This window comes from Paenibacillus sp. IHB B 3415, from assembly GCF_000802655.2.
In the GTDB taxonomy this organism is placed as follows: domain Bacteria; phylum Bacillota; class Bacilli; order Paenibacillales; family Paenibacillaceae; genus Paenibacillus_AQ; species Paenibacillus_AQ phytohabitans.
In genome coordinates, this window is sequence record NZ_JUEI01000001.1 from 79,576 (window position 1) to 102,232 (window position 22,657).

The 22,657-nt window shown below is 52.2% G+C and carries 18 protein-coding genes; 17 read left to right on the forward strand and 1 reads right to left on the reverse strand.

The features are described from left to right. Positions 1-78: 78 nt before the first annotated feature. On the reverse strand, positions 79-1,062 hold the full coding sequence (locus QW71_RS00350) for an SHOCT domain-containing protein (protein WP_039291621.1): 984 nt from the start codon (positions 1,060-1,062) through the stop codon (positions 79-81). 225 nt (positions 1,063-1,287) lie between these two features. Here QW71_RS00350 and QW71_RS00355 point away from each other — a divergent pair, with 225 nt between their 5' ends. The 17 genes from QW71_RS00355 (at position 1,288) to QW71_RS00430 (ending at position 22,591) form a co-directional block, all read left to right on the forward strand. Then, positions 1,288-3,948, forward strand: coding sequence for a sensor histidine kinase KdpD (locus QW71_RS00355; protein WP_047013531.1), 2,661 nt, complete (start codon positions 1,288-1,290; stop codon positions 3,946-3,948). Next, a complete protein-coding gene (locus tag QW71_RS00360) occupies positions 3,941-4,657 on the forward strand; it encodes a response regulator (RefSeq protein ID WP_039291624.1) in 717 nt (238 codons plus the stop codon). Before QW71_RS00355 ends, QW71_RS00360 begins: the two co-directional genes overlap by 8 nt. Positions 4,658-4,886: 229 nt before the next feature. Then, the gene (locus QW71_RS00365; RefSeq protein ID WP_039291817.1) at positions 4,887-5,213 is read left to right on the forward strand and encodes a hypothetical protein; all 327 of its coding nucleotides are present in this window, start codon (positions 4,887-4,889) and stop codon (positions 5,211-5,213) included. Between the two features lie 225 nt (positions 5,214-5,438). Next, the gene (gene kdpF / locus QW71_RS42105; protein WP_144026137.1) at positions 5,439-5,516 is read left to right on the forward strand and encodes a K(+)-transporting ATPase subunit F; all 78 of its coding nucleotides are present in this window, start codon (positions 5,439-5,441) and stop codon (positions 5,514-5,516) included. A gap of 284 nt (positions 5,517-5,800) precedes the next feature. Then, positions 5,801-7,477 (forward strand): potassium-transporting ATPase subunit KdpA, encoded by a 1,677-nt coding sequence (gene kdpA / locus QW71_RS00370; protein WP_039291628.1) that lies wholly within the window; start codon positions 5,801-5,803, stop codon positions 7,475-7,477. A gap of 18 nt (positions 7,478-7,495) precedes the next feature. Further along, on the forward strand, positions 7,496-9,529 hold the full coding sequence (gene kdpB / locus QW71_RS00375; protein WP_039291631.1) for a potassium-transporting ATPase subunit KdpB: 2,034 nt from the start codon (positions 7,496-7,498) through the stop codon (positions 9,527-9,529). A 291-nt stretch (positions 9,530-9,820) separates the two neighbouring features. Beyond that, positions 9,821-10,444 carry a potassium-transporting ATPase subunit KdpC gene (gene kdpC, locus QW71_RS00380; protein WP_039291634.1) on the forward strand — a complete coding sequence of 208 codons (624 nt, stop codon included), beginning with the start codon at positions 9,821-9,823 and terminating at the stop codon, positions 10,442-10,444. 77 nt (positions 10,445-10,521) lie between these two features. Beyond that, positions 10,522-12,843 carry a universal stress protein gene (locus QW71_RS00385; RefSeq protein WP_039291637.1) on the forward strand — a complete coding sequence of 774 codons (2,322 nt, stop codon included), beginning with the start codon at positions 10,522-10,524 and terminating at the stop codon, positions 12,841-12,843. Positions 12,844-13,014: 171 nt separating this feature from the next. After that, positions 13,015-13,956: a ketopantoate reductase family protein gene (locus tag QW71_RS00390; protein WP_039291640.1), complete on the forward strand. Its 942-nt coding sequence runs from the start codon at positions 13,015-13,017 to the stop codon at positions 13,954-13,956. Between the two features lie 558 nt (positions 13,957-14,514). After that, positions 14,515-14,850, forward strand: a complete 336-nt coding sequence (locus QW71_RS36745; protein ID WP_047013532.1) for a hypothetical protein — start codon at positions 14,515-14,517, stop codon at positions 14,848-14,850. Then, on the forward strand, positions 14,837-15,322 hold the full coding sequence (locus QW71_RS00400) for a nitroreductase family protein (protein ID WP_039291643.1): 486 nt from the start codon (positions 14,837-14,839) through the stop codon (positions 15,320-15,322). The genes QW71_RS36745 and QW71_RS00400 overlap by 14 nt, the downstream gene beginning before the upstream one ends. Before the next feature lie 31 nt (positions 15,323-15,353). Beyond that, positions 15,354-17,099 carry an ABC transporter ATP-binding protein gene (locus QW71_RS00405; RefSeq protein WP_039291645.1) on the forward strand — a complete coding sequence of 582 codons (1,746 nt, stop codon included), beginning with the start codon at positions 15,354-15,356 and terminating at the stop codon, positions 17,097-17,099. Then, a complete protein-coding gene (locus tag QW71_RS00410; protein ID WP_039291648.1) occupies positions 17,083-18,927 on the forward strand; it encodes an ABC transporter ATP-binding protein in 1,845 nt (614 codons plus the stop codon). Before QW71_RS00405 ends, QW71_RS00410 begins: the two co-directional genes overlap by 17 nt. A 149-nt stretch (positions 18,928-19,076) precedes the next feature. Next, entirely contained in the window at positions 19,077-19,757 is a 681-nt protein-coding gene (locus tag QW71_RS00415) for a response regulator transcription factor (RefSeq protein WP_039291650.1), read from the forward strand. After that, on the forward strand, positions 19,754-21,508 hold the full coding sequence (locus tag QW71_RS00420; protein WP_039291653.1) for a cell wall metabolism sensor histidine kinase WalK: 1,755 nt from the start codon (positions 19,754-19,756) through the stop codon (positions 21,506-21,508). The genes QW71_RS00415 and QW71_RS00420 overlap by 4 nt, the downstream gene beginning before the upstream one ends. A 57-nt stretch (positions 21,509-21,565) precedes the next feature. Continuing rightward, a complete protein-coding gene (gene pssA / locus QW71_RS00425; RefSeq protein ID WP_039291655.1) occupies positions 21,566-22,090 on the forward strand; it encodes a CDP-diacylglycerol--serine O-phosphatidyltransferase in 525 nt (174 codons plus the stop codon). Between the two features lie 6 nt (positions 22,091-22,096). After that, positions 22,097-22,591 (forward strand): DedA family protein, encoded by a 495-nt coding sequence (locus QW71_RS00430; RefSeq protein WP_039291658.1) that lies wholly within the window; start codon positions 22,097-22,099, stop codon positions 22,589-22,591. Positions 22,592-22,657 lie beyond the last annotated feature (66 nt).

Consider the following 22,657-nt stretch of genomic DNA (forward strand, 5'->3'; position numbering starts at 1 on the left):
CTATGAATTTTACTCACAAAAAAGAGCTATACCTCTTGCCACAGCAGAGGTCATAGCTCTTCAAGATCACGCGAGAAATCAGCTGTTCAGCAGCTCGGATTTCTTACGGTCGAATTCCTCTTGCGTAATTGCGCCCATATCCAGCAGCTGCTTGAATTTCAGCAGTTCATCCGCGGCACTAAATTTCTCCGGTCTTGCAGCAGCTGTTGTTGCCGGCTCTGGCTTCGAATCAAACCCTAAGTCAAAAAACTCGCCTTCAATTACATTAATCTCCGAATCTGCAACCGCACGCTGCACCTTATCCCTGTCCTGCGCCAGCTGAGCTTCCGAATAATGATCGCAAGCATCGTACAAAGCTTCCCGCAGGCGGTGCCCCATAGGCTTCATGGAGAAATAGGTCATCCCCCCGGAGAGAAGTCCACCCAGAACAGGTATGAACTTGGATGCGCCTTGGGCGAAGGTTTTCTTGGTGATTTTAATCCCGATATAAGAAGAGATTTTCTTCAGCAGCGGGTAATACATCGTTTGGGCCAAGTCTTGCCGGGTCTGCTCATTCAGCAGCTGCCGGGAATTAGGTGCGTTCAGAATGCGCAGCATCGGAGCAGAGCCGGCCACTCCGAACATAACTCCCAGATATAATGTAAGCTCACGGCTAACCTGCTCCGAATCCGGGGTGTTGCCTTGCCACAGATCCGCGCCTCCATACAGGTAGGCTAATTCCTGGGACAAGCGCATGGCTACGCCAAAAAACTGCAGGGTGTCTGCCGGAATGGTCGCCGCCATGGCTAATCCGCCCGGAAGGCCGGCTGCTGTGGAAGCTGCTGTACTTAAGATAGTACGCTTTTCAATTAGCGTCTTGGCTAGTTTGTCAATGACCGATAGGCTGATCCCGGCCTCAAGCGGTCCCCGCTCCTGAATGGTACTCATATTTCCATAAGTATCATATTTGGCAAACTGCTGTGCAAGGAATTCACTCCGGTCTACTTGTACCCCGGGAAGCTTCACTGCACCAGCCAAAATCATCTCCATTGTCCCTTGTCCGGATTGCTGTTCGTTTGTCATCTCAGATCTCCTTAGAATCAGTATGTTGAAATTTGCTACTCTACAATATTCGGCACCGCCTGCGGATCACCTCCTAAATGCTGCCATCCATCCCCTTATCTTAATGCAATCTTAATGCCACAGCCAATTCCATAATGTCATGCTGATTGTGCACATGATATACTGACGCTATCATAAAGAGTACGAACGCACGGCATGATGCCCATATAGGAAGGAACCATTCGAATGGCAGGATACACACCGGCTGAGAAGCAGCGGGGCAGGCTGAAAATATTTTTCGGATACGCACCCGGGGCAGGCAAGACCTGTGCTATGCTCAATGCCGCCCATGAAGACCAAAAGGAAGGTCTTCAGGTGGCCGCAGGCTTTATCGAGTCTCATAACAGAGCAGATACAGCGGAGCTGCTGTCAGGGCTTGAGCTTCTTCCACCGCTGGAAATATCTATTCACGGGGAAAGGGTCCGGGAGTTTGACATTGACCTCGCGATCCGCAGAAGGCCGGAGCTGATCCTGGTCGATGATCTCGCCCACACCAATGCTCCGGGAGGCCGCCACAAAAGAAGATATCAGGATGTGGAGGAGCTACTGCGGGCTGGAATTAACGTATACACCACGGTAAATGTTGAACATATAGAGAGTCTGACCGATGTCGTGACCTCCATTACGGGTATTCCTGTGCTGGAGCGTATTCCGGACAGCGTATTTGACCGTGCGGATCTGGTGGAGTTTGTTGATGTCGGACCCGGCGATCTGATAGACCGTTTAAATAAAGGCCGGATATATCCGGATGAACAGCTTCAGCAGAGGCATGCCGGTTTGTTCATCCCCGAAAAACTGCTTGCCCTGCGGGAAATTGCTCTGCGGTATACAGCTGACCAGCTGAACAGGATTGCCGTACAGCTCGGGGAGAAGGCGGCCAGTGCTACCTTTTATACGAAGGATCATATACTGGTCTGCCTGTCCTCGGCACTCTCCAGCAAGAAGGTGATCCGCACTGCGGCCAGAATGGCCGACGCCCTGCATGGAACGTTCACGGCGCTGTATGTGGAAACGTCGAGGACGAAAGAATTAACCGCCAAGAACAAGGCAGAGCTACGTGAGAATCTGAGACTGGCAGAGCAGCTCGGGGCACAGGTCGCGACAGTATATGGGGAGGATGTTCCCGGACAAATTGCCGAATACGCCAAAACAAGCCGGGTCTCCAAGATCGTTCTGGGACGTTCGCAGCACAAAACCCGCTGGCCGGCCAAATCTAACATTGTCGACAAGCTGACGGCGTCCGCTCCGAATATTGATATTTACATTATTCCGGATAATGGGCCTTCCTTGTACAAAAAGTTCCCGCAATATGCCAAATCTCCGCTTCTGACGCTGGCTGATACAGGCAAAACTATAGGCATCCTGGCGGTTTGTACTTTAATCGGGTTGTGGTTCAAGCATCTCGGCTTCAGTGAAGCTAATATCATTACTGTATATATTCTTGGTGTTCTGCTGGATGCGATGGTTACGAAAGGGCGGCTGTACAGCGGGGTTACTTCGATTTTAAGTGTGCTTGTCTTTAATTATTTCTTTACTGCGCCTTTTTTCTCTCTGCAGGCTTATGATTCCGGTTACCCGGTGACTTTTCTGGTGATGTTCTCAGCCTCGTTCATTACGAGCACATTGACTTTGCGGGTGAAGGAGCAAGCCAGGGAGTCGGCGCAAAAGGCTTACCGTACCGAAGTTCTGCTCGAGACAAGCCGGAAGCTGCAGCAGGCCAAGGATACTCCGGCAATCATCAACGAAACGGCACTGCAGATGGTCAAGCTGCTGGACCGGAGCATTATTGTCTATGAGGTAGTGGAGGGGGAGCTTGCCGAACCGCTGATTTTTGCCAAGGAGGAAGCTGCTGTTGATCCCCAGAGCTATATCTTCGATGATGAACGCAAGGTTGCGGAGTGGGTGCTGCAGAATAATAAACGGGCAGGAGCTTCTACAGATACGTTCTCGGCAGCTCATTGTCTGTATCATGCGGTGCGCGGAGGGGATACGGTCTTTGCGGTGGCGGGCATCGTAATGGAGCAGGAGGAACCGCTGGAGGTTTTTGAGAAAAGCCTGATGATTGCCATGCTGGGTGAATGTGCCCTTGCCCTGGAGAAAGATAAGCTGAATGAAAAGCAAAAGGAAATCTCTCTGCAAATCCAGCAGGAACAGCTGCGTACCAATCTGCTGCGGGGCATTTCACATGATCTGCGCACACCGCTTACGAGTATTTCCGGCAATGCGGGCATACTGATCGGCAACTCGATGGTCCTGAATGAAGAGCAGAAGAAGGAACTGTATAACGATATCTACGATGATTCCATGTGGCTGATCAATCTGGTGGAGAATCTGCTGTCCATTACCCGGATCGATAACGGCGCCCTTCACCTGAATTTTCAGGCGGAGCTGCTGGAGGAAGTGATGGCCGAAGCGCTGCTGCATGTAAACCGCAATAAGGATGAGCATCATATTGAGATCCGGCTGGAGGATGAGCTGCTCATGGCCAGAATGGATTCACGGCTGATTATTCAGGTCATCATCAATCTGGTGGATAACGCGATCAAATATACTCAGTCCGGGTCACATATAACGGTATCCGCCAGACGCGAGGCGGGCTGGGTTGTGGTGGAGGTCGCTGATGATGGCCCCGGCATTTCAGCTGAAGCCAAAGCCAAGGTGTTCGAGATGTTCTACACGGCAGACAACGTGCGCGGCGACGGCAGGCGCGGATTAGGCCTAGGGCTGGCACTCTGCAAGTCGATTATCCACGCCCATGGCGGCAATATTGAATTACGAGATCACGCACCGCAGGGGACGGTATTCAGCTTCACCCTGCAGGCAGAAGAGGTGAACGTCCATGAATAAACCTTTGATACTTGTGGTAGAGGATGACAAACCTATCCGCAAGCTGATTACGACAACACTGGAGACCCAAGGCTATAAATATCATACGGCGGAGACAGGGGAAGCTTCGATTCTGGAGGCTGTGTCCAGTCAGCCGGATATCATGATTCTGGATTTGGGGCTGCCCGATATGGACGGTGTCGATATTATCCGGAAGGTCCGGGCCTGGTCCAATATTCCGATTATTGTGGTCAGTGCGCGCAGTGAAGACCGGGACAAGATTGAAGCGCTCGACGCGGGGGCAGATGATTATCTGACCAAGCCGTTTAGCGTGGAGGAGCTGCTGGCCAGGCTGCGGGTCAGTCTGCGCCGGATCCGGGGGGACAGCGAGAAGCTGATGAAGGATTCGTCTGTTTTTACCAACGGGAATTTGCGGATCGATTACTCGGCAGGCTGTGTCTGGCTGGAGGATGAAGAAATCCATCTGACGCCGATAGAATATAAGCTGCTGTGCCTGCTGGCCAAGAATGTGGGTAAGGTATTGACCCATAATTACATCCTGCATGAAATCTGGGGCAGCCATACGTATGATATTCCGGCACTGCGTGTATTTATGGCTACGCTCCGGAAGAAGATCGAGAGTACACCCTCACAGCCGAAGATTATCCAGACACATATTGGTGTCGGTTACCGGATGCTCCAGGCGGGAGACGACAGCAAGGTGATCTGAACCGGCTGGCGGAATTCTCACAGCTCCGGTTCAAAATAACATCCTTAACCATGTCCTTAACGGACATGGTTATTTGTCGTTCCAGCTATGGAGGCGGCTAACTGGAGCGGTTGTGCTACCGGCATTTTAACGAAATCTTAATTCGCTGAAGCAAACCCTAATCCTGAACTAATGGCGGGAGTGGTACGCTGAACCGGAAGTGATACACAGGAGAAAGAAGGCAATGTTCATGGATATGATGTTTAGAAATATCGGTCTGCTCACGGTCATAACAACATTACTGGTGCTGATCAAAAAGAGATACGACTGGATCGGCCTGCAGCAGGAAGGCTGCTATGAGAACTGTGATGTATATAAAGCAGCGGACCGGTTCGCTAATGGAGCGTCTCCAGAGGAGGTCAGGGCGATTCTCGCAGACAGCTTCGAGTTCGATCCGAAGGGGACGGAACAGATTCTTGCCCGGGCGCTGCCCCGCAGAATGGAACCGGACGGGGGCCATCAGGCTTTTATCCAGGCGGTCAATCAGGTGCTGGGTGAGGATATTTACCGCCCTTAATGTCATCTTAATACGCCTGCTGAAACCCTAACCCTGAACTAACGGGAGAAATGGTACGCTAGACCGGAAGTTACAAGAGAGAGAATCTTTATAAATTCGGATGAGGAGTGGCAGAGACATGATGGATGTGTATATGACGGTGGCTTTGGCAGCGGTATTCGCTTTGTTCTACGTATTTGTGCAATGGTGCGGTCATGTGGTAGATGAACAAGGGGGGAATGAGTGATGGCGGTAGTCCTTGCGGCAACGTTACTCCTGTTTCTGTATCTGGTTTATGCTTTGATTCATCCGGAGAAATTTTAAAAAGGGGGCTGTAAAAGCTGAAAGAGAATCTAAACTTATGGATTAGCCATGACTGCGGTGAACATTTGGACTTCCGGCCGCTGTTGTCATCAGATTTCTTGATTTATACCGCTGATCGCGGTGGAAATCCGCTGACAAAGGCGGTCGCTAACGCTCCTACAGTTCCAAATTTCCCCTCCGTCACTTTACCCATATAGGTAAATTCAAAATTCAGCTTGTACAGGAAAGAGGAAGCAGAAGAGACAAAGGCAAGATGCTATTTTTTATATTGAGGAGGGTCATCCGTGGGTATTGTGCAAATTGTAGCAGTCATTCTAATTCTGGTGCTGCTGGTGAAACCGGCAGGAACTTATCTATATCATGTATTCTCGGGAGAACCGAACCGGACAGACCGGATATTCGGCGGGACGGAGAGAGGCATTTACCGTCTGATCGGGCTGAAGCAGCGGGGTGGGATGTCCTGGAAGAAATATGCGGTCAGTTTTATTGTAACGAATATTGCACTGGTAACATTCAGTTACATTCTTCTGCGGCTGCAGAAGGGGCTTCCGCTCAACCCGGGCGGAATTGGCAATATGGAAGAGACGCTCACCTTCAATACAGTAATCAGCTTCATCACCAACACGAATCTCCAGCATTACAGCGGGGAGACAGGCGTGTCCTACTTCTCGCAGATGGCAGTAATGACAATGCTGATGTTCACTTCGGCGGCCAGCGGATTCTCGGTAGCTGTCGCTTTTGTCAGAGGGATTACAGGCCGCAGCTCGGTGGGGAACTTCTTCGAAGACTTCGTCAAAGCGCATATCCGGGTCTTCATTCCGCTCGCACTGCTTGTAACAATGGCGCTTGTTGCGCTTCATGTGCCGCAGACACTGAAACCTGCACTTGAGGTTACGACGCTCGAAGGTCAGAGCCAGCAGATTGCGATCGGGCCGATTGCCTCACTGGAGTCCATCAAGCATATCGGTACGAACGGCGGGGGCTTCTTCGGCGCAAACTCGGCGCATCCTTTTGAGAATCCCAGCCCGCTGAGCAATGTGCTGGAGATTCTCTCCATGTGGCTGCTGCCCGCTTCCCTGCCGTATATGTACGGGAAGTTTGCCAAGAACAAACGCCAGGGCTGGATGATTTTCAGTGCGATGATGACGTTGTTCGTCGTGCTGCTGGGACTGAATTATGCCGCTGAAAGTGCGGGTAATCCGGCGGTTAACGCGATGGGAATTGATGCCTCGCAAGGCAGCATGGAAGGGAAAGAGGTGCGGTTCGGAATTGCGCAGTCTGCTCTGTTCACGACAGTTACAACGGCGGCCACAACCGGCAGTGTGAATAATATGCATGATACGCTGACGCCGCTCGGCAGCATTACACCTCTAACGCTGATGATGTTGAATAACGTGTTTGGGGGCAAGGGCGTCGGGCTGGTCAATATGCTGATGTATGCAATACTCGGCGTCTTCCTATGCGGGCTGATGGTCGGCCGGACGCCGGAATTCCTCGGGCGGAAGATTGAGGCGAGGGAAATGAAGCTGATTGCCATTGCCATTCTGATTCATCCGCTGATTATTCTGGTGCCGACTGCCGCTGCTTTTCTGACCGACCTTGGTCAAGGTAGCATCAGCAACCCCGGATTCCACGGAATGACCCAGGTCCTGTATGAATATGTCTCCTCTGCCGCCAATAACGGCTCGGGCTTTGAAGGATTGGCGGATAATACTTCCTTCTGGAATATAACGACCGGTATCGTCATGCTGCTGGGACGCTATGTTTCGATTATCGCCATGCTGGCAGTCGCAGGCTCCCTGCTGCGCAAGAAGCCGGTGCCGGAGACGATTGGTACCTTCCGTACGGATAACGGACTGTTCACCGGAATACTGATTGGTACGGTGCTGATTATCGGCGCGCTGACCTTCTTGCCGGTCATTGTCCTCGGTCCAATTGCAGAATATTTGACTTTACGGTAGGGAGAGGGAGAGAAGAGAATGAGTACTGTACAAAGAAAAAAACTGCTGACAGGTCCTATCCTTCTAAGTGCGGCCAAGGACAGTGTAGTGAAGCTTAATCCGGTTACGTTAATGAAGAATCCGGTCATGTTCGTGGTTGAGGTCGGCACGGTAATCGTACTGCTTATGGTGCTGGCACCAGGCTACTTCAATGCTGAGCATTCGGTAGGTTTTAATATTTCGGTATTCTTCATCCTGCTGTTCACGGTGCTGTTCGCTAACTTCGCCGAAGCACTGGCTGAGGGGCGCGGCAAAGCGCAAGCCGATTCGCTGAAAAAAACGAAGCAGGACATTACAGCCAATAAGCTGGCTGGATCAGCGATCAAGCAGGTTCCGGCCTCCGAGCTGCGCAAAGGCGACGTTGTTCTCGTCAGTCAGGGGGAAATGATTCCCGGTGACGGTGAGGTGATTGAAGGCTTGGCCTCTGTGGATGAATCGGCGATCACCGGGGAATCGGCGCCGGTCATTAAGGAAGCCGGTGGTGACTTCGGCTCAGTTACTGGCGGCACCCGTGTAGTCAGCGATCAGATCAAGGTGAGGATTACTAGTGATCCGGGCGAATCCTTCCTGGACCGGATGATCTCGCTGGTCGAAGGGGCCAAACGCCAGAAGACACCGAATGAAATTGCCCTGAACACGCTGCTGATCAGCTTGACGATTATATTCCTGATCGTTGTAGTTACGCTGCGTCCTATAGCCGGTTATATCGGCGTTCAGCTGGAGATACCGGTGATGATCGCTCTGCTGGTCTGCCTGATCCCGACTACGATCGGCGGACTGCTGTCAGCCATCGGGATTGCCGGGATGGACCGTGTTACCCAGTTCAATGTGCTGGCAATGTCCGGTAAAGCGGTGGAAGCCGCCGGGGATATCAACACAATGATCCTTGATAAAACCGGGACGATCACCTTCGGCAACCGGATGGCGAGCGAATTCGTCCCGGTGGGCGGAGAATCAGGAACTGAGCTGGCCGCCTGGGCGGCGGTCAGCTCGCTGAAGGATGAGACACCGGAAGGGCGCTCCGTACTGGAGCTGGCCAAGAAGCTGGAGCTCAGCTATGACGGCAGTTTTGCCGAAGGCGGAGCATTCGTCGAGTTCAAGGCTGAGACCCGGATGAGCGGTATCGATCTGCGCGACGGACGCCTGGTGCGTAAGGGAGCCGTAGATTCCGTGAAGAAATGGGTGTTGTCCCAGGGCGGTGTAGTACCAGCCGATCTGGACAGCAACTCGGATGCGATTGCCCGGTTAGGCGGCACACCGCTAGCGGTAGCAGTAGATAACCGGATCTACGGGCTGATCTACCTGAAAGACACGGTTAAACCCGGCATGAAGGAACGCTTCGATGAACTGCGCAGCATGGGGATCAAGACGATCATGTGCACAGGCGATAATCCGCTGACGGCGGCTACCATTGCCCGTGAAGCCGGAGTCGATGACTTCATTGCCGAGAGTACACCGGAGGACAAAATCGCGGTCATCCGCCGCGAACAGAATGAAGGCAAGCTGGTAGCAATGACCGGTGATGGAACCAACGATGCACCTGCACTGGCACAAGCCGATGTGGGGCTGGCAATGAACAGCGGCACGACCGCTGCCAAGGAAGCCGCGAACATGGTCGATCTGGATTCTGATCCCTCCAAGATCATTGAGGTTGTAGCGATCGGGAAGCAGCTGCTTATGACCCGTGGGGCGCTGACTACCTTCAGTATCGCTAACGACATTGCCAAGTATTTTGCGATTATCCCGGCGATGTTCACACTGGCGATTCCGGAGATGGAGGCCCTCAATGTGATGGGACTCGGCTCCCCAAGCTCTGCCATTATCTCGGCGCTGATCTTCAACGCTATTATAATCCCGCTGCTGATTCCGCTGGCTATGCGCGGTGTCTCCTATAAGCCGATGAGCTCTACGAAGCTGCTCGCACGGAATATTGTCATCTACGGGCTTGGCGGCGTCGTTGTTCCGTTCGCGGGGATCAAGCTGATTGATATGATCGTAAGGATTTGGATTTAGTGAACGATAGAAATGGCATTGATACAATATATGATGATAGTAACGGAGGGGGATTTTGGAACTGTAGGAGCGAATGCGTACGCCTGAAAGCTTTCCATAGGAAAGCTCACTCCGGAAGCATAAGCAGTCACCGGATTTCCACTGCGAACAGCAGTACAGATCAAGAAATCTGGGGACAACAGCGGCCGGAAGTCCAAATATTCACCGGAGTTACGACCAACATCTAATTGGGACAATCTCAATTTCAAGTATACAAGCACACGATTGAATTCTTAAGGAGGCAATACCATCATGGCCAATTCCACTAAAGAGACTGCCGAAGAGCAGCAGTCACCTTCAAAAGCTGCCTATATCTTCACAATTATACGGCTAAGCGCAGTATTCATTGTACTCTGCGGAATCATTTATCCGCTGGCGTCTACCGCTCTCGCCCAAGTGTTAATGCCTTCGCAGGCCAACGGGAGCCTGCTGAAGAATTCAGCGGGGCAGGTGGTCGGTTCCACACTGATCGGGCAAAATTTCACAGATCAGGCGTTGTTCCAGAGTCGTGTATCCAGCATTGAGTATAAGGCTGAAGCCTCGGGTTCGAACAACTATGGACCGTCAAATCCTGATATGCTGCAGCGCACAAGCGATTCAATCACCCAGTGGAAGCTGGATAATCCCGGTGTACCCGTTAGTGAGCTGCCTATTGATCTGGTCACGAACTCCGGTTCAGGTCTCGATCCGCATATTTCACCGGCAGCGGCGATTGTGCAGATTCCCAGAATCAGCAATCTGAGCGGAATTCCTCCAGAAACACTTACAGCCTTGGTGTCTGAGTATACCGAAGGCCGGGATCTGGGACTATTCGGTGAAAAGCGTGTCAATGTACTGAAGCTGAATCTGGCATTAACGGAACTCAAAGCGAAGTAATACCGGTCTGAACCCTGCCCGTAAGCTATACGGACAGGGTCATTTCCGGTTAGTGCCGCAGGAAAGGAGGTTAACTTATGGCACCATATAAACGCAAGTCACCGGAGGAAATCCTCTATTCCATCTATCAGCTGCAGCGGGGGCGGCTGAAGATTATTATCGGCTCGGTCAGCGGATCGGGCAAAACCTACCATATGCTGGAGGAAGGCAAGCTGCTGAAGCATCAGGGCATCGACGTAGTGATCAGCGCGGTATCAACCATGGGCCGGGCGGAAACCGTTCAGCAGCTTGGCGATTTGGAACGGGTTCCCAGCATCCACTGGTGGAAGGACGGGAAGGAAGAGAAGGATCTTCCGCTGGAAGCATTGCTGAAGCGTAATCCCGAGGTGCTGCTGGTCGATGGCCTGGCGCACCGCAACCGTGAAGACGCCCGGTTCCCGACACGGCTGGAGGACATCCGTTATCTGATGGATCAGGGGATCAGCGTGATTACTACCATTAATGTCTATGAGCTTGCCGGTATGGGTGAGAAAATCTATGAGATGACCGGTATCCGTGCAGAAGATACCGTACCGCTGAACACACTGGAATTCGCGGATGAGGTACGGCTGATCGATGTCTCTCCGGAAACGATACTGAAGCGGATGGAGGAAGGGGTGCTTGGAGTAGGGGCACATCCGGCCCTCTCCCGCCGGGGGAATCTTGGCGTGCTCCGCGAGCTGTCTCTGCGGCTGATGGCGGAAGGGGTCAATGATTCGCTGGAGAAACACCGGGAAGCCGAGGGGCTGATCGGACCTTCCGGTGCAACGGAGCGGATTCTTGTATCTGCGCAGTATCACTGGAATGGGTCACTCTATATCCGGAGGGGACAGCAAATTGCCAAACGGCTGAACGGTGACCTGATTATTGTTACATTTCTCGTGCGCGGCCGCCCGCTGACCAAAGATCAGCAGGTATTCAAGCGTTCCATTCTCAAGCTGACGGAACGGATCAATGCCCGGTTTGAAGAGTTAGAGGTGCTCCGCCTACGGCTGCTTCCTTCGCTGCTCGTGCGTTATGCAATTCAGAATAATGTCACACGGATAGTCATGGGCCATTCGCAGAAAAGCCGCTGGCAGGAGAAGTGGCATGGCTCCATCGCCAGCCGTGTCCTGCGGCGGACGCGGAACATCGATGTGTTCCTGATGGCTGACCGGGCCGAACGGGACGGTGAACGGATTCTGCCGGTCCGCTCAGCTCCCAAGGGAACAGAGGAGCCATTCCACCGCTTAACCAGCCAGGAGCTGGAGCAGCGGATTGAGAAGATCCGCCGCGGAACCTTCAAGGTCTATATCGGCGCAGCCCCGGGCGTGGGCAAAACCTACAAAATGCTGCAGGAAGGCAATCTGCTGCTGAACAGAGGGATTGATGTTGTAGTCGGTCTGCTGGAAACTCACGGCAGGCTGGAAACGAAGGGGCAGGTGGGGGGATTAACGACGATCCCCAGAGCACAGATTCACTACCAGTCTGCTGAACTTACGGAGATGGATACGGAGGCGATCCTTGCCCGGCATCCCGAGGTGGTGCTGGTGGATGAGCTTGCCCATACCAATGTTCCCGGAAGCCAGACCAAGAAACGTTATGAGGATGTAATCAGGCTGCTGGAGAACGGGATCTCCGTCATTACCACAGTCAATGTGCAGCATCTGGAGAGCTTGAATGATGCCGTGGAACAGTTAACGGGAGTCCGTGTCCGCGAGACTGTGCCGGATGCGATCCTGCGCATGGCGAGCGAGGTGGAGCTCATCGATGTTACCCCGCAGATGCTGCAGCAGCGGATGCGGGAAGGAAAGATATACGCTGCCGAGAAGGTCAGTCAGGCACTGGAGTCTTTCTTCCGGATCGGCAATCTGATCGCGCTGCGTGAGCTGGCTCTGCGCGAAATTGCCGATGATGTGGATGAACGCCTGGAAGCGTGGGACCGCGAGCCCTCCCTCCGGGGTCCCTGGAGCAGACGGGAAGTGATCTTCGTCTGTGTGGACACCGGCTCGCAGGCCGAACGGTTAATCCGTCGCGGCTTCCGCATAGCGCACCGCCTTAAGGCCGAGTGGCATGTGCATTATGTTCATTGTACCCGCCTACGGACAATAGATGAGCAGAAGCGGCTTGATACGCTGAAGCATCTGACGGAGCGGCTGGGCGGCGTCATGGATATTACCGAGGCCGTCAGCCGCAAGCATCTGCATAAGCATCTGCTGCAGCGGATGAATGAAATGCAGACTACACAGCTGATCATCGGCCAGTCACGCAGACCTCTATGGCGTGCGTTGTTCAAAGAAAGCTTCGTCCATTACCTGCTCCGGCATGCCCGGCATATGGATATGCTGATCGTCGCGGTTCACACCCCGATTGTGGAATGAAGAAGATCCGCTGGGACTGGGCCCAAGCTTATTAATAGACAATCACCTGCCCTATGTTCATAAATGTACAGACATGCCCGCATTGGCAATTGCGCAACATCCCCTCTGCTGATAATCTAATGAACAGATGTTCATAAAAGAACAAATGTTTGAAGATGAGAGGGGATTAATATGCGGATATTAGTTATTGGAGCAGGTGTACTCGGCAGTTATTTGGCACATGTGCTGGTGCGGGGCGGCAATGACGTAACGGTGCTCGCCCGGGCGAAGAGAGCGGCCCAGCTGCAGCAGGACGGGCTGGTGATCCGGCATTATTTTCAGCGTAAAACGACTGTAGATCAGGTGAAGGTCATTTCTGAACTGCGGACGGATGATATCTATGATCTGATCTTCGTGGTGATGAAGTACAATGACTTCCCGGCGGTGCTGCCGATTCTGGCGGACAACCTGAGCACCAATATTGTTCTGGTCGGCAATAACGGAGATACTCATGGCATGCAGCGTTTCTTCAAGGAGAACAGCCGGACTCCACAGAATATAGTGTTCGGGTTTCAGCTTAGCGGAGGGATCCGGGAGAAGAACGGCCGTGTGATCAGCATTCGTATGGGTGTTCAAATGGTGCTGGGCAGCCTGGAAGGGGAGGTTCCCTTCAAGTCCGAGCTTGCGCAGGCCTTCCGGCAGACGAAATACAAGCTTGATTATCCGGAGGATATCAACGCATGGCTGCTGAGCCATATTGTTCCAATTGTAGCTATCACTTCTGTCAGTTATCTTCATAACGGCGACTTGGCAAAAGCAACAAAGGATAACGCCCGCTGGAAACAAGCCGTTGCGTTGATAGATGAAGGATTCAGTGTGCTTGACAAGCTTGGCATTAAGACGAATCCGGCAGCACTCGTAAATGGGGTTAAGCGGCATCCAACGATTCTCTACCAAGGAATGAAGTTTGTTCATAAATTGCCTTTCATGAAGCTGGTCGATGGCTCCTTCAGCGAGATTTCTGCACTCTATCAAGCGTTTGAGCCCCTTAAACAGCAAGCGGGTCTGCCCACTCCGGCCTGGGATGATTTCAAGCAGCAAACATTCACCAAATATGCCCTGGAGCAGAAATGACGAACAAATTTGTAACGGATACCTTATAATTGCACTAACCAGAAACAACTCGTGAAGAGACCGCTGCTGCGGAACTTTATGAGTTGTTTTTGTTGATTAGGAAATTATGATATTCGTCAGTTGTAGTCAAAATACTTCCGCAAAGGTAACCGGACCAAATGTATATGAAAAATCGAATACAATGAGCTGCTTTGAGGATAACCAGGCCAAATGTATGCGGAAAATCGAACACAATGAGCTACTTTAAAGGTAAACAGACCAAATGTATGCGGAAAACCAAACACAATGAGCTGCTGTGAAGGTAATCAGGCCAAATGTATATGAAAAATCGAATATATCTTGCGCCCCAGGAGTAGTCTGGATGGAGCAATGTGAGAGGTAGCCTTAAAATCTGCATAAGCTGCACAGATGCATGAGCTCCAGCTTGATTTCCAGCTTGATTCACCGGTTAAGGTGATTTTCTGCTTATGCAGCTTGACACTTCCCTAAATAAGGGTATACATTTGTATACAAGTAATATTCGTATACATATGTATACATCGGAAGGAGGAGAGTATCATGCGCGAAGGAAAACATGAACATAAAGGGCACAAAGAGCACAGAGAAAACTGTGGCCATCCCCATGACGACGGCAAGAGGAATTTTCAAAGCGCCCAAACCTTTCGCCGCGGCCGGGCGATTGCTTTTCTGGACCGGCTCCATGTCAAACGCTCTACCTTAATGCAGCAGCTGGACCAGCCGGAATTCGAAGCTATCAGACAGGTGATCAGCGGTGAGCTGAAAGCAACGGATGGAATCATCCAGGAATTCATCCAGGCGTTCGAGCTGCGTGAAGTTCTGGCAGAACAAGAGAATATAGCTGAAGGAGTGGACATAAACGATGACAATCATTGATACGATCCAGACCCGCAGAACAATTAAAGCCTTCAAACCGGAGCCAATCCAGGAGAACGATCTGAACTCTTGGCTGGAGGCTGCGAGCTATGCCCCGAATCACCGGATGAACGAGCCCTGGGAGCTGCTGTTTATTGGACCCGAGACAAGAGCAGCTCTGAACCATAAGACAGATTTCGGCGGAGCTCCATTGTTAATTGGCATTCTCTCCAAGCCAGCCGCCAGCCAGATGGAACGCGATGAGAACGTTATGGCGGTCTCCTGCTATATCCAGAATTTCATGCTGGCTGCCCATGAAGCAGGTGCAGGTGTGTTCTGGTCGTCCCTGGGCGCTTCGGTCCGGGGCCGTGAGATTCTAGGCGTGCCGCAGGAGTATGATGTGATTGCTGTACTCGCTGTGGGCTATCCGGCGGAAATCCCTGCTGCCAAGCAGAGAACGCCAATCGCTGATAAAATCACATACTTGCCGTAAACGGACGACTGATGAGATGAAGGTGACCTGAATGTGGAAACTCAGGGGGTTCATGAAGCCGTACGTACTCTGGTGCGTGCTCGCCCCGCTGTTAATGGTAGTTGAGGTAGTTATGGACCTGCTGCAGCCGGCACTGATGGCCAGCATCGTGGACAAGGGCCTGATGATGAATGATCTGCCGTATATTATTTCGACAGGCGGGATCATGCTTGGGGTTGCAATCATAGGTATGGTCGGCGGTGTAGGCTGTACTGTTTTTTCAAGTATCGCTTCACAGAATTTCGGAAATGATCTGCGGATCAAGCTGTTTGAGCATATCCAGACCTTCTCTAACCGGAATCTGGACCGGTTGAAGACCGGATCGCTGATCACCCGTTTAACGAATGATGTGGTGCAGCTGCAGACTTTCATGCAGATGATATTACGGATGTTTGTACGATCTCCACTGCTGCTGATCGGCAGTCTGGTGATGGCGATCCGGATCAGCCCGTCGCTGGCGCTAATCCTGCTGGCTGCGGTGCCGCTGCTGTTCATTCTGCTATACGTACTGATCCGTCTATCTTTTCCTTTGTTTGCTAGAATGCAGGAGAAGCTGGATGGGGTAAGCAATGTGCTGCAGGAGAACCTGTCCGGCATCCGCGTGATCAAAGCTTTTGTCCGCGCGGGACATGAGCAGAAGCGGTTCGATGCCGCTAACACAGACTATACCAATACTGGAATTAGAGCCATTCGCCTAATGGCGCTCAACATGCCGCTGATGATGCTTATCCTGAACGCAAGTATTATTGCCGTCCTCTGGTTCGGCGGGCTGCAGAACTGGAGCGGGAAGCTGCCGGTGGGTGAACTGATCGCATTCATTAACTATGTAACCCAGCTGCTGATGTCCATGATGATGCTAAGCAATATGCTCGCGTTCGTATCTCGGGCTAAGGTGTCAGGAGACCGGGTGAATGAAGTGTTCGCAACCACAAGCGAGATTACAGAAGCTCCTTCGGCGAATAGTGATGTAATTACGCATGGACGGATCGAATTCAACCATGTCTCGTTCGCCTATAACCGGGCAGATGAGAATCTTGTGCTGGAAGATATCAGCTTTGTTGCGAACCCCGGCGAGACAGTTGCTATTCTGGGGGCTACCGGTGCCGGCAAATCGACTCTGGTCAGCCTGATTCCACGGTTCTACGAGGTGTTGTCCGGAGCTATTGCCATTGACGGAACAGACATCCGGCAGATTGGTATTGATCATCTGCGCAGCCGGATCGGCTTCGTAATGCAGCAGTCGCTGCTGTTCAGCGGCAGCATCAGGGACAATATCCGCTACGGCCGTCCGGAAGCAACAGAGGCAGAGGTAGAGCAGGCAGCTATAGCCGCCGAAGCACATGGATTTATCAATACGCTGCCGCAAGGCTATGATACCTTGCTCGGGCAGCGCGGCGTTAATCTGTCCGGCGGACAGAAGCAGCGGCTTTCCATCGCGCGTGCGTTGCTGATTCAGCCCGCGGTTCTGATTATGGATGACAGCACCAGCGCGCTGGATGCGGTAACGGATGCGCGGATTCGTCTGCTTTTGAAGACTCAGCTACGGAACTGCACCATAGTTATGATTGCCCAGCGTGTATCGTCAATCATCGATGCGGACCGGATCCTGATCCTGGAGAATGGCCGGATTGCTGCCCAGGGCACCCATAAAGAACTGATGACAGGCAGCGAGATTTACCGGGATATCCAGGATTCGCAGCTGAAGGGAGAGGAGGAGCCTTATGTCCAGTCATCCTAATCAGACACAGACCCCCGTTCGCCCAGGCGGGTTCGGAGGGGGGCCTCCCGGCGGCCGCGGAGCTGTGGTGCCGAAGGTTCGCGCGAAGAACCGCATGGCTACGATCAAGCGTATCTGGTCCTATCTGAACCGTCAGCGTACGGGACTCATTATGGTCTATATATTTACAATACTTAACGCCGTAGTAGCACTAATCGGGCCTTACCTGCTCGGAAAAGCGATAGACTCGGCAATCATTCCCCATGATTATGGGCTGCTCGTCCGGTTCTGCACCATGCTGGGCGGCGTTTACCTGCTCGGCAGCGCCGTCTCCTGGGTGCAGGCCTATGTAATGACTTCCGTGTCACAGAGAACGGTGTTCGAGCTGCGGCGTGATCTGTTCGCTAAATATCAGGAGCTGCCTATAGGCTTCTTCGATACGCGTGCCAATGGCGAGCTGATGAGCCGGGCAACCAATGACATCGACAACGTGTCGAACTCATTGAATCAAAGTGTTACCCAGCTGCTGAACAGTCTCATCACATTAAGCGGTTCGCTGGTCATTATGCTGATGCTGAACGTTCCGCTGACGGTTATCGCTTTGGTGACGATCCCGCTGGTCCTGCTGGCCAGCCGTAAGATTACAGGCTTGAGCCGGATCTATTTCAAGAACCAGCAGCAGCATCTGGGTGAACTCAACGGCTTCATTGAAGAAGCGATCAGCGGTCAGAAGGTGATTAAGCAGTACCGCAGAGAAGAAGCTGAAACGGCAAGGTTCCGCGGAATGAGTGGTGAACTCAACAAGGTCAGCATTAAGGCACAGATTGTATCCGGGCTGGTCGGTCCGGTCATGAACCTGATTAACAACCTGGATTTCGCGCTGATTGCCAGTGTGGGCGGATGGATGGCATTTAAAGGGCTGGCTACGGTCGGGGTTATTGTCAGTATGCTGAACTACGCCAAGCAGTTCAGCCGGCCGATATCCGAGCTTGCGAACCAGTACAATCTGATCCAGTCGGCAATTGCCGGAGCGGAGCGTGTATTTGAAGTGATGGATATGCCTTCGGAGTACATCGGCGAGCAGCCGCAAGAGCTGCCCCGGGTACACGGGGAAGTGATTTTCCGTGATGTCGTCTTCGGCTATCAGGCGGATGCTCCGATTCTGAGCGGTGTAAGCTTCGAAGCGAAGCCTGGCGAGAAGATCGCACTCGTCGGCCCGACCGGGGCGGGGAAGACTACTATTGTTAACCTGCTGACCCGCTTCTACGAAATTAACAGCGGGGAGCTGCTGATCGACGGACGAGATATCCGCGAACTGAACAAAAATGAGCTGCGCAGCCAGTTAGGTATGGTACTGCAGGACGCGCATGTATTCTCTGGAACGATTCGTGAGAATATCCGGTTCGGCCGCCTGGACGCTACCGACCGTGAGGTTGAAGAGGCCGCAAGCCTGGCTAACGTCAGCGGGTTCATCGCAAGATTGCCGCAAGGATATGATACGATGCTGGGCACGGACGGAACGACACTCAGCCACGGCCAGCGCCAGCTGCTGACGATTGCCCGTGCCATCCTTGCCGATCCGGCTATCCTTATTCTCGATGAGGCAACCAGCAGTGTGGATACCCGGACTGAAATGCATATCCAGCAGGCGATGCGGACCCTGATGAAGGACCGGACCAGCTTCGTGATTGCCCACAGGCTCAGTACGATTCAGGATGCGGACCGGATTCTCGTCATCCAGGGCGGTCAGATCGCCGAGCAGGGCAGCCACGAGCAGCTGCTTGCCTTTAAAGGTGTGTATCATGAGCTGTATAACAGCCAGTTCAAGCATGCGGTTCAGGCAGGGTAAGGCAGCAACAGTACATTTGAATAGTTACTTTTCAGGAGGGCAGCGCAATGCGCTGCTTCTTTTTTTGGGGAAATTTGAATCAGGGCACATAAAGGACATAACACTCGACTATGCTGAGTGGTATAAACGGGCGGAAAGCGGGGACTACATTGAAGAAAAAATTGCTGCTCGTCGAGGATGAGCTGCGTATCCGTGAACTGGTATCTGATTATTTCATCCAGAACGGCTGGGAAGTGCGCGAAGCCGACAACGGACAGGATGCGCTTCTCTGGTTCGATTCACTTCTGCCGGATCTGCTGATTCTGGATATCATGATGCCCAAGATGAATGGATTTGAGGTATGCCGGGAAATCCGCAAGCAATCAGCGATCCCCATTATTCTGCTGACCGCCAAGTCTGCAGATGACGACAAAATATATGGCTTTGAATTAGGTGCAGATGATTATGTAACCAAGCCCTTCAGTCCTAAAGTACTGGTGGCCCGGGCAAATGCGCTGATGAAACGGGCTCAAGGCACACATCTGCCTGATTCGGGCATTGTGAAGTTTGGGTCGGCGATCTTCAACACGCTGGCACACCGTCTGGAGGTAGAGGATGCAGAAGTCGAGCTTACCCCGAAGGAATATGATCTCTTATGGCTGCTGATCCGGAACAAGGGGATTGTGATTTCCCGGGATACGATCCTCAGCCGGGTGTGGGGAATTGAATTTGAGGGAGACTCCCGTGTCGTGGATAGCCATATCAAGAAACTGCGCAGCAAGCTGGGTTATGAGTCCCGCTATATCCGTACGGTCATCGGTACAGGGTACAGGTTTGAGGTTGAGGAATGAGAAGACGCGGAATTACCTTTAAGCTGTTTGTGATGACTGTGATCTTTTTTGTATGTTTTTACGGGATGGTGATCTTGAGCCAGCTGCTGTTCTTTGACAGCTTCTACCAGAGCCAGAAGGAGAACAGGGTGGAGAAGCATCTCAAGAGCTTCGGGACGGGCTATACGGAAGAATCCTGGGGGCGAAGCCGTACTTCCCGCGAACTGGTTCGCTTCATGCTGCGCAATAAGACTCAAATGGTCATTCTGAAGCTGGATGGCCGAATGAAGTCTGAGGATCCGTTCCGGATGAAGGTGATGGATGGAGAGGGCAAGATTCAGGTGATTCCGATGTCCCTGTTCATGAACGAGTACGGGGATCCGCTTAGGGCAGCTAATCTGAAGGAAAATGATCAAGTCACCGTCCAGGGAGAACGTCTTGAGGAAGACAATGACCCCGGAAATCTGATCTATCCGCTCACGATTACGAAGCAAGGCGGACCGCAGATAGGTGAGGAGCCCGTAGACGGGATGAGCACTATTTCCGGGACAATCACTGAACTTGTATTACCGGATCTGAAAGTCTGGAATCCGCGGCAGGGCATCCTCTTCGAGGCCTTGGAGGACTGGTTTCCTCTGACTCTTGATCAGAATGAAGAACTCCGTAATCTGAACATACTGAAAGAGGAGTGGACCGCTCCCTGGAGCGGCATCCGGAATTCAGTCATCATTCTTCCGGTCAAGCAGGCGGACGGGGAGATTGAACTCTTATTCACGGTCACCTCCCTGCAGGATGTTAAGGATTCGAATGTAGCGCTGCGCTGGTTCTTTTTATATCTGGGGATCGGCGGGTTTGTTCTGATACTGGTCCTGTCGCTGTTCTATTCCAAGATGGTTACCCGTCCGCTGATTAAGCTCAATAATATCGCCAAACGGATGGTGTCGCTGGATTTCACAGGTCATTCTTCGATCCGTCAAAAGGATGAGCTGGGCAGCTTGTCCAAAAGCATGTTCACTTTGTCGCAAAGTCTGGATGCTGCACTGGGCGAGCTTCGTGAGGCGAATCAGCAGCTGGTTGAGGACATGGAGCAGAAGAAGAAAATGGAGCAGATGCAGCAGGACTTTTTTGCGAGCGCCTCTCACGAATTGAAGACTCCGCTCAGTATTATCAAGGGATTCGCCGAAGGTCTGGAGGATGGGGTAAGCGCCGGCAAACAGGATCATTATATCAAGGTCATTATCGAGGAAGCCGACAAAATGGAGTTTCTCGTCAAAGATATGCTCGATTTAGCCAAGCTGGAGTCCGGAACCATCAAACTCCGTAAAAGCTCCTTTATGCTGAGTGAAATGACTGAGAAGGTGACGGACAAGCTGATACATTCACTCGGTGACAAGCAGCTGAATGTGGTTATTATTCCTGCGAACGAGCGGCCGCTTTATGCCGATGCGTCCTGGATTGAGCAGGTAATCAGCAACCTGCTGACCAATGCGATCAGACATGCGGAGCATGGCAGTACAATAACCGTTGCTGTGGAGAGTCAAGAGAAATCACTCTCATTCAACATACACAATAAGGGTGAGAACATCCCCGAAGATCAGCTGGAGCAGATCTGGGAGCGCTTCTACCGGGCGGAGGCTTCACGCAGCCGTCTGACGGGGGGAACCGGACTCGGGCTTTCGATTACGAAGCAGATATTGGATATGCACGGCTGCCGGTATGCAGTGATAAACACAACGGACGGCGTCTGTTTTAGTGTGACCTTTGAAGGCTGAACGGATTCATTACAACCTGTCAAGAATTCTTATATTTCGAGAAAGGAGTGAAACAGCATGAAATGGAACTGGCTGCCTTCAATGTGCACACTGGGAAACCTGGGACTTGGATCAGTTTCCTTGCTTTTCACCATTCAAGAACGTTATAATCTCGCCTTATTAATGATATTGCTCGCGGCAATATGTGATGTCATGGACGGATTGCTGGCAAGAATGCTCCATTGTACCAGCGATTTCGGCAAACAACTGGACTCTCTGGCAGATATTATTTCCTTTGGGCTTGCTCCTACCTTCCTCATATTGTTGTACAGGCTGGAGAACATGCAGTGGCTTGGACCTGTTGCTGCGATTGCGTTCCTGATCTGCGGGGCGCTGCGCCTGGCCAGATTTAATCTGTCTGCGCCTTCAAAGGGGTTCACGGGGATGCCGATTACGGCTGCAGGCGTTATTTTATCAATGATTGCATTGGTGGATGAACGGATGAAGCCGGAGCTGGTCGTCGCCGTAATGGGGCTGCTGTCACTGCTCATGGTAAGCCGGATTCCATTCCCGTCGTTCAAAAAATTCGTCAACAGGAAGTGATGCCTTATGCCCTGGATCATGGAGATGATCTCGCAATACGGATATATAGCTATATTTGCACTGCTCGCGCTGGGACTTCTTGGCCTCCCCGTTCCCGATGAGCTGCTGATGCTGTTCGTGGGCTATCTATCTTCTACCATGGTGCTGAATTTCTCAGTTTCGGTGCTGGTGTGCTTCATCGGCTCAATAACAGGTATGCTGATCAGCTATACGATCGGTCTGAGACTCGGGCAGCCGGTGGTAGACAAATACGGGAAATGGATAGGGCTTACGCCGAAGCGGTTCGCGAGTGTGAAACGATGGTTCTTCCGGTTCGGAAACTGGACGGTCTTCATCGCTTATTTCGTCCCGGGCCTTAGACATGTTACCAGCTATATCTCCGGAATCAGTGCAATGTCTTTCAGGAAATATCTGGTTGTCACCGTTGCCGGTGCATTTATCTGGTCGCTCCTGTTTGTTTCTATCGGGTATCTGGTGGGTGCAAGGTTATCCTTTGCATAGCTATTTCATAGTTTTGCAATGACCGGAGCGGGCAGGGTATGATGATAGCTATAGGTAATAATCTTT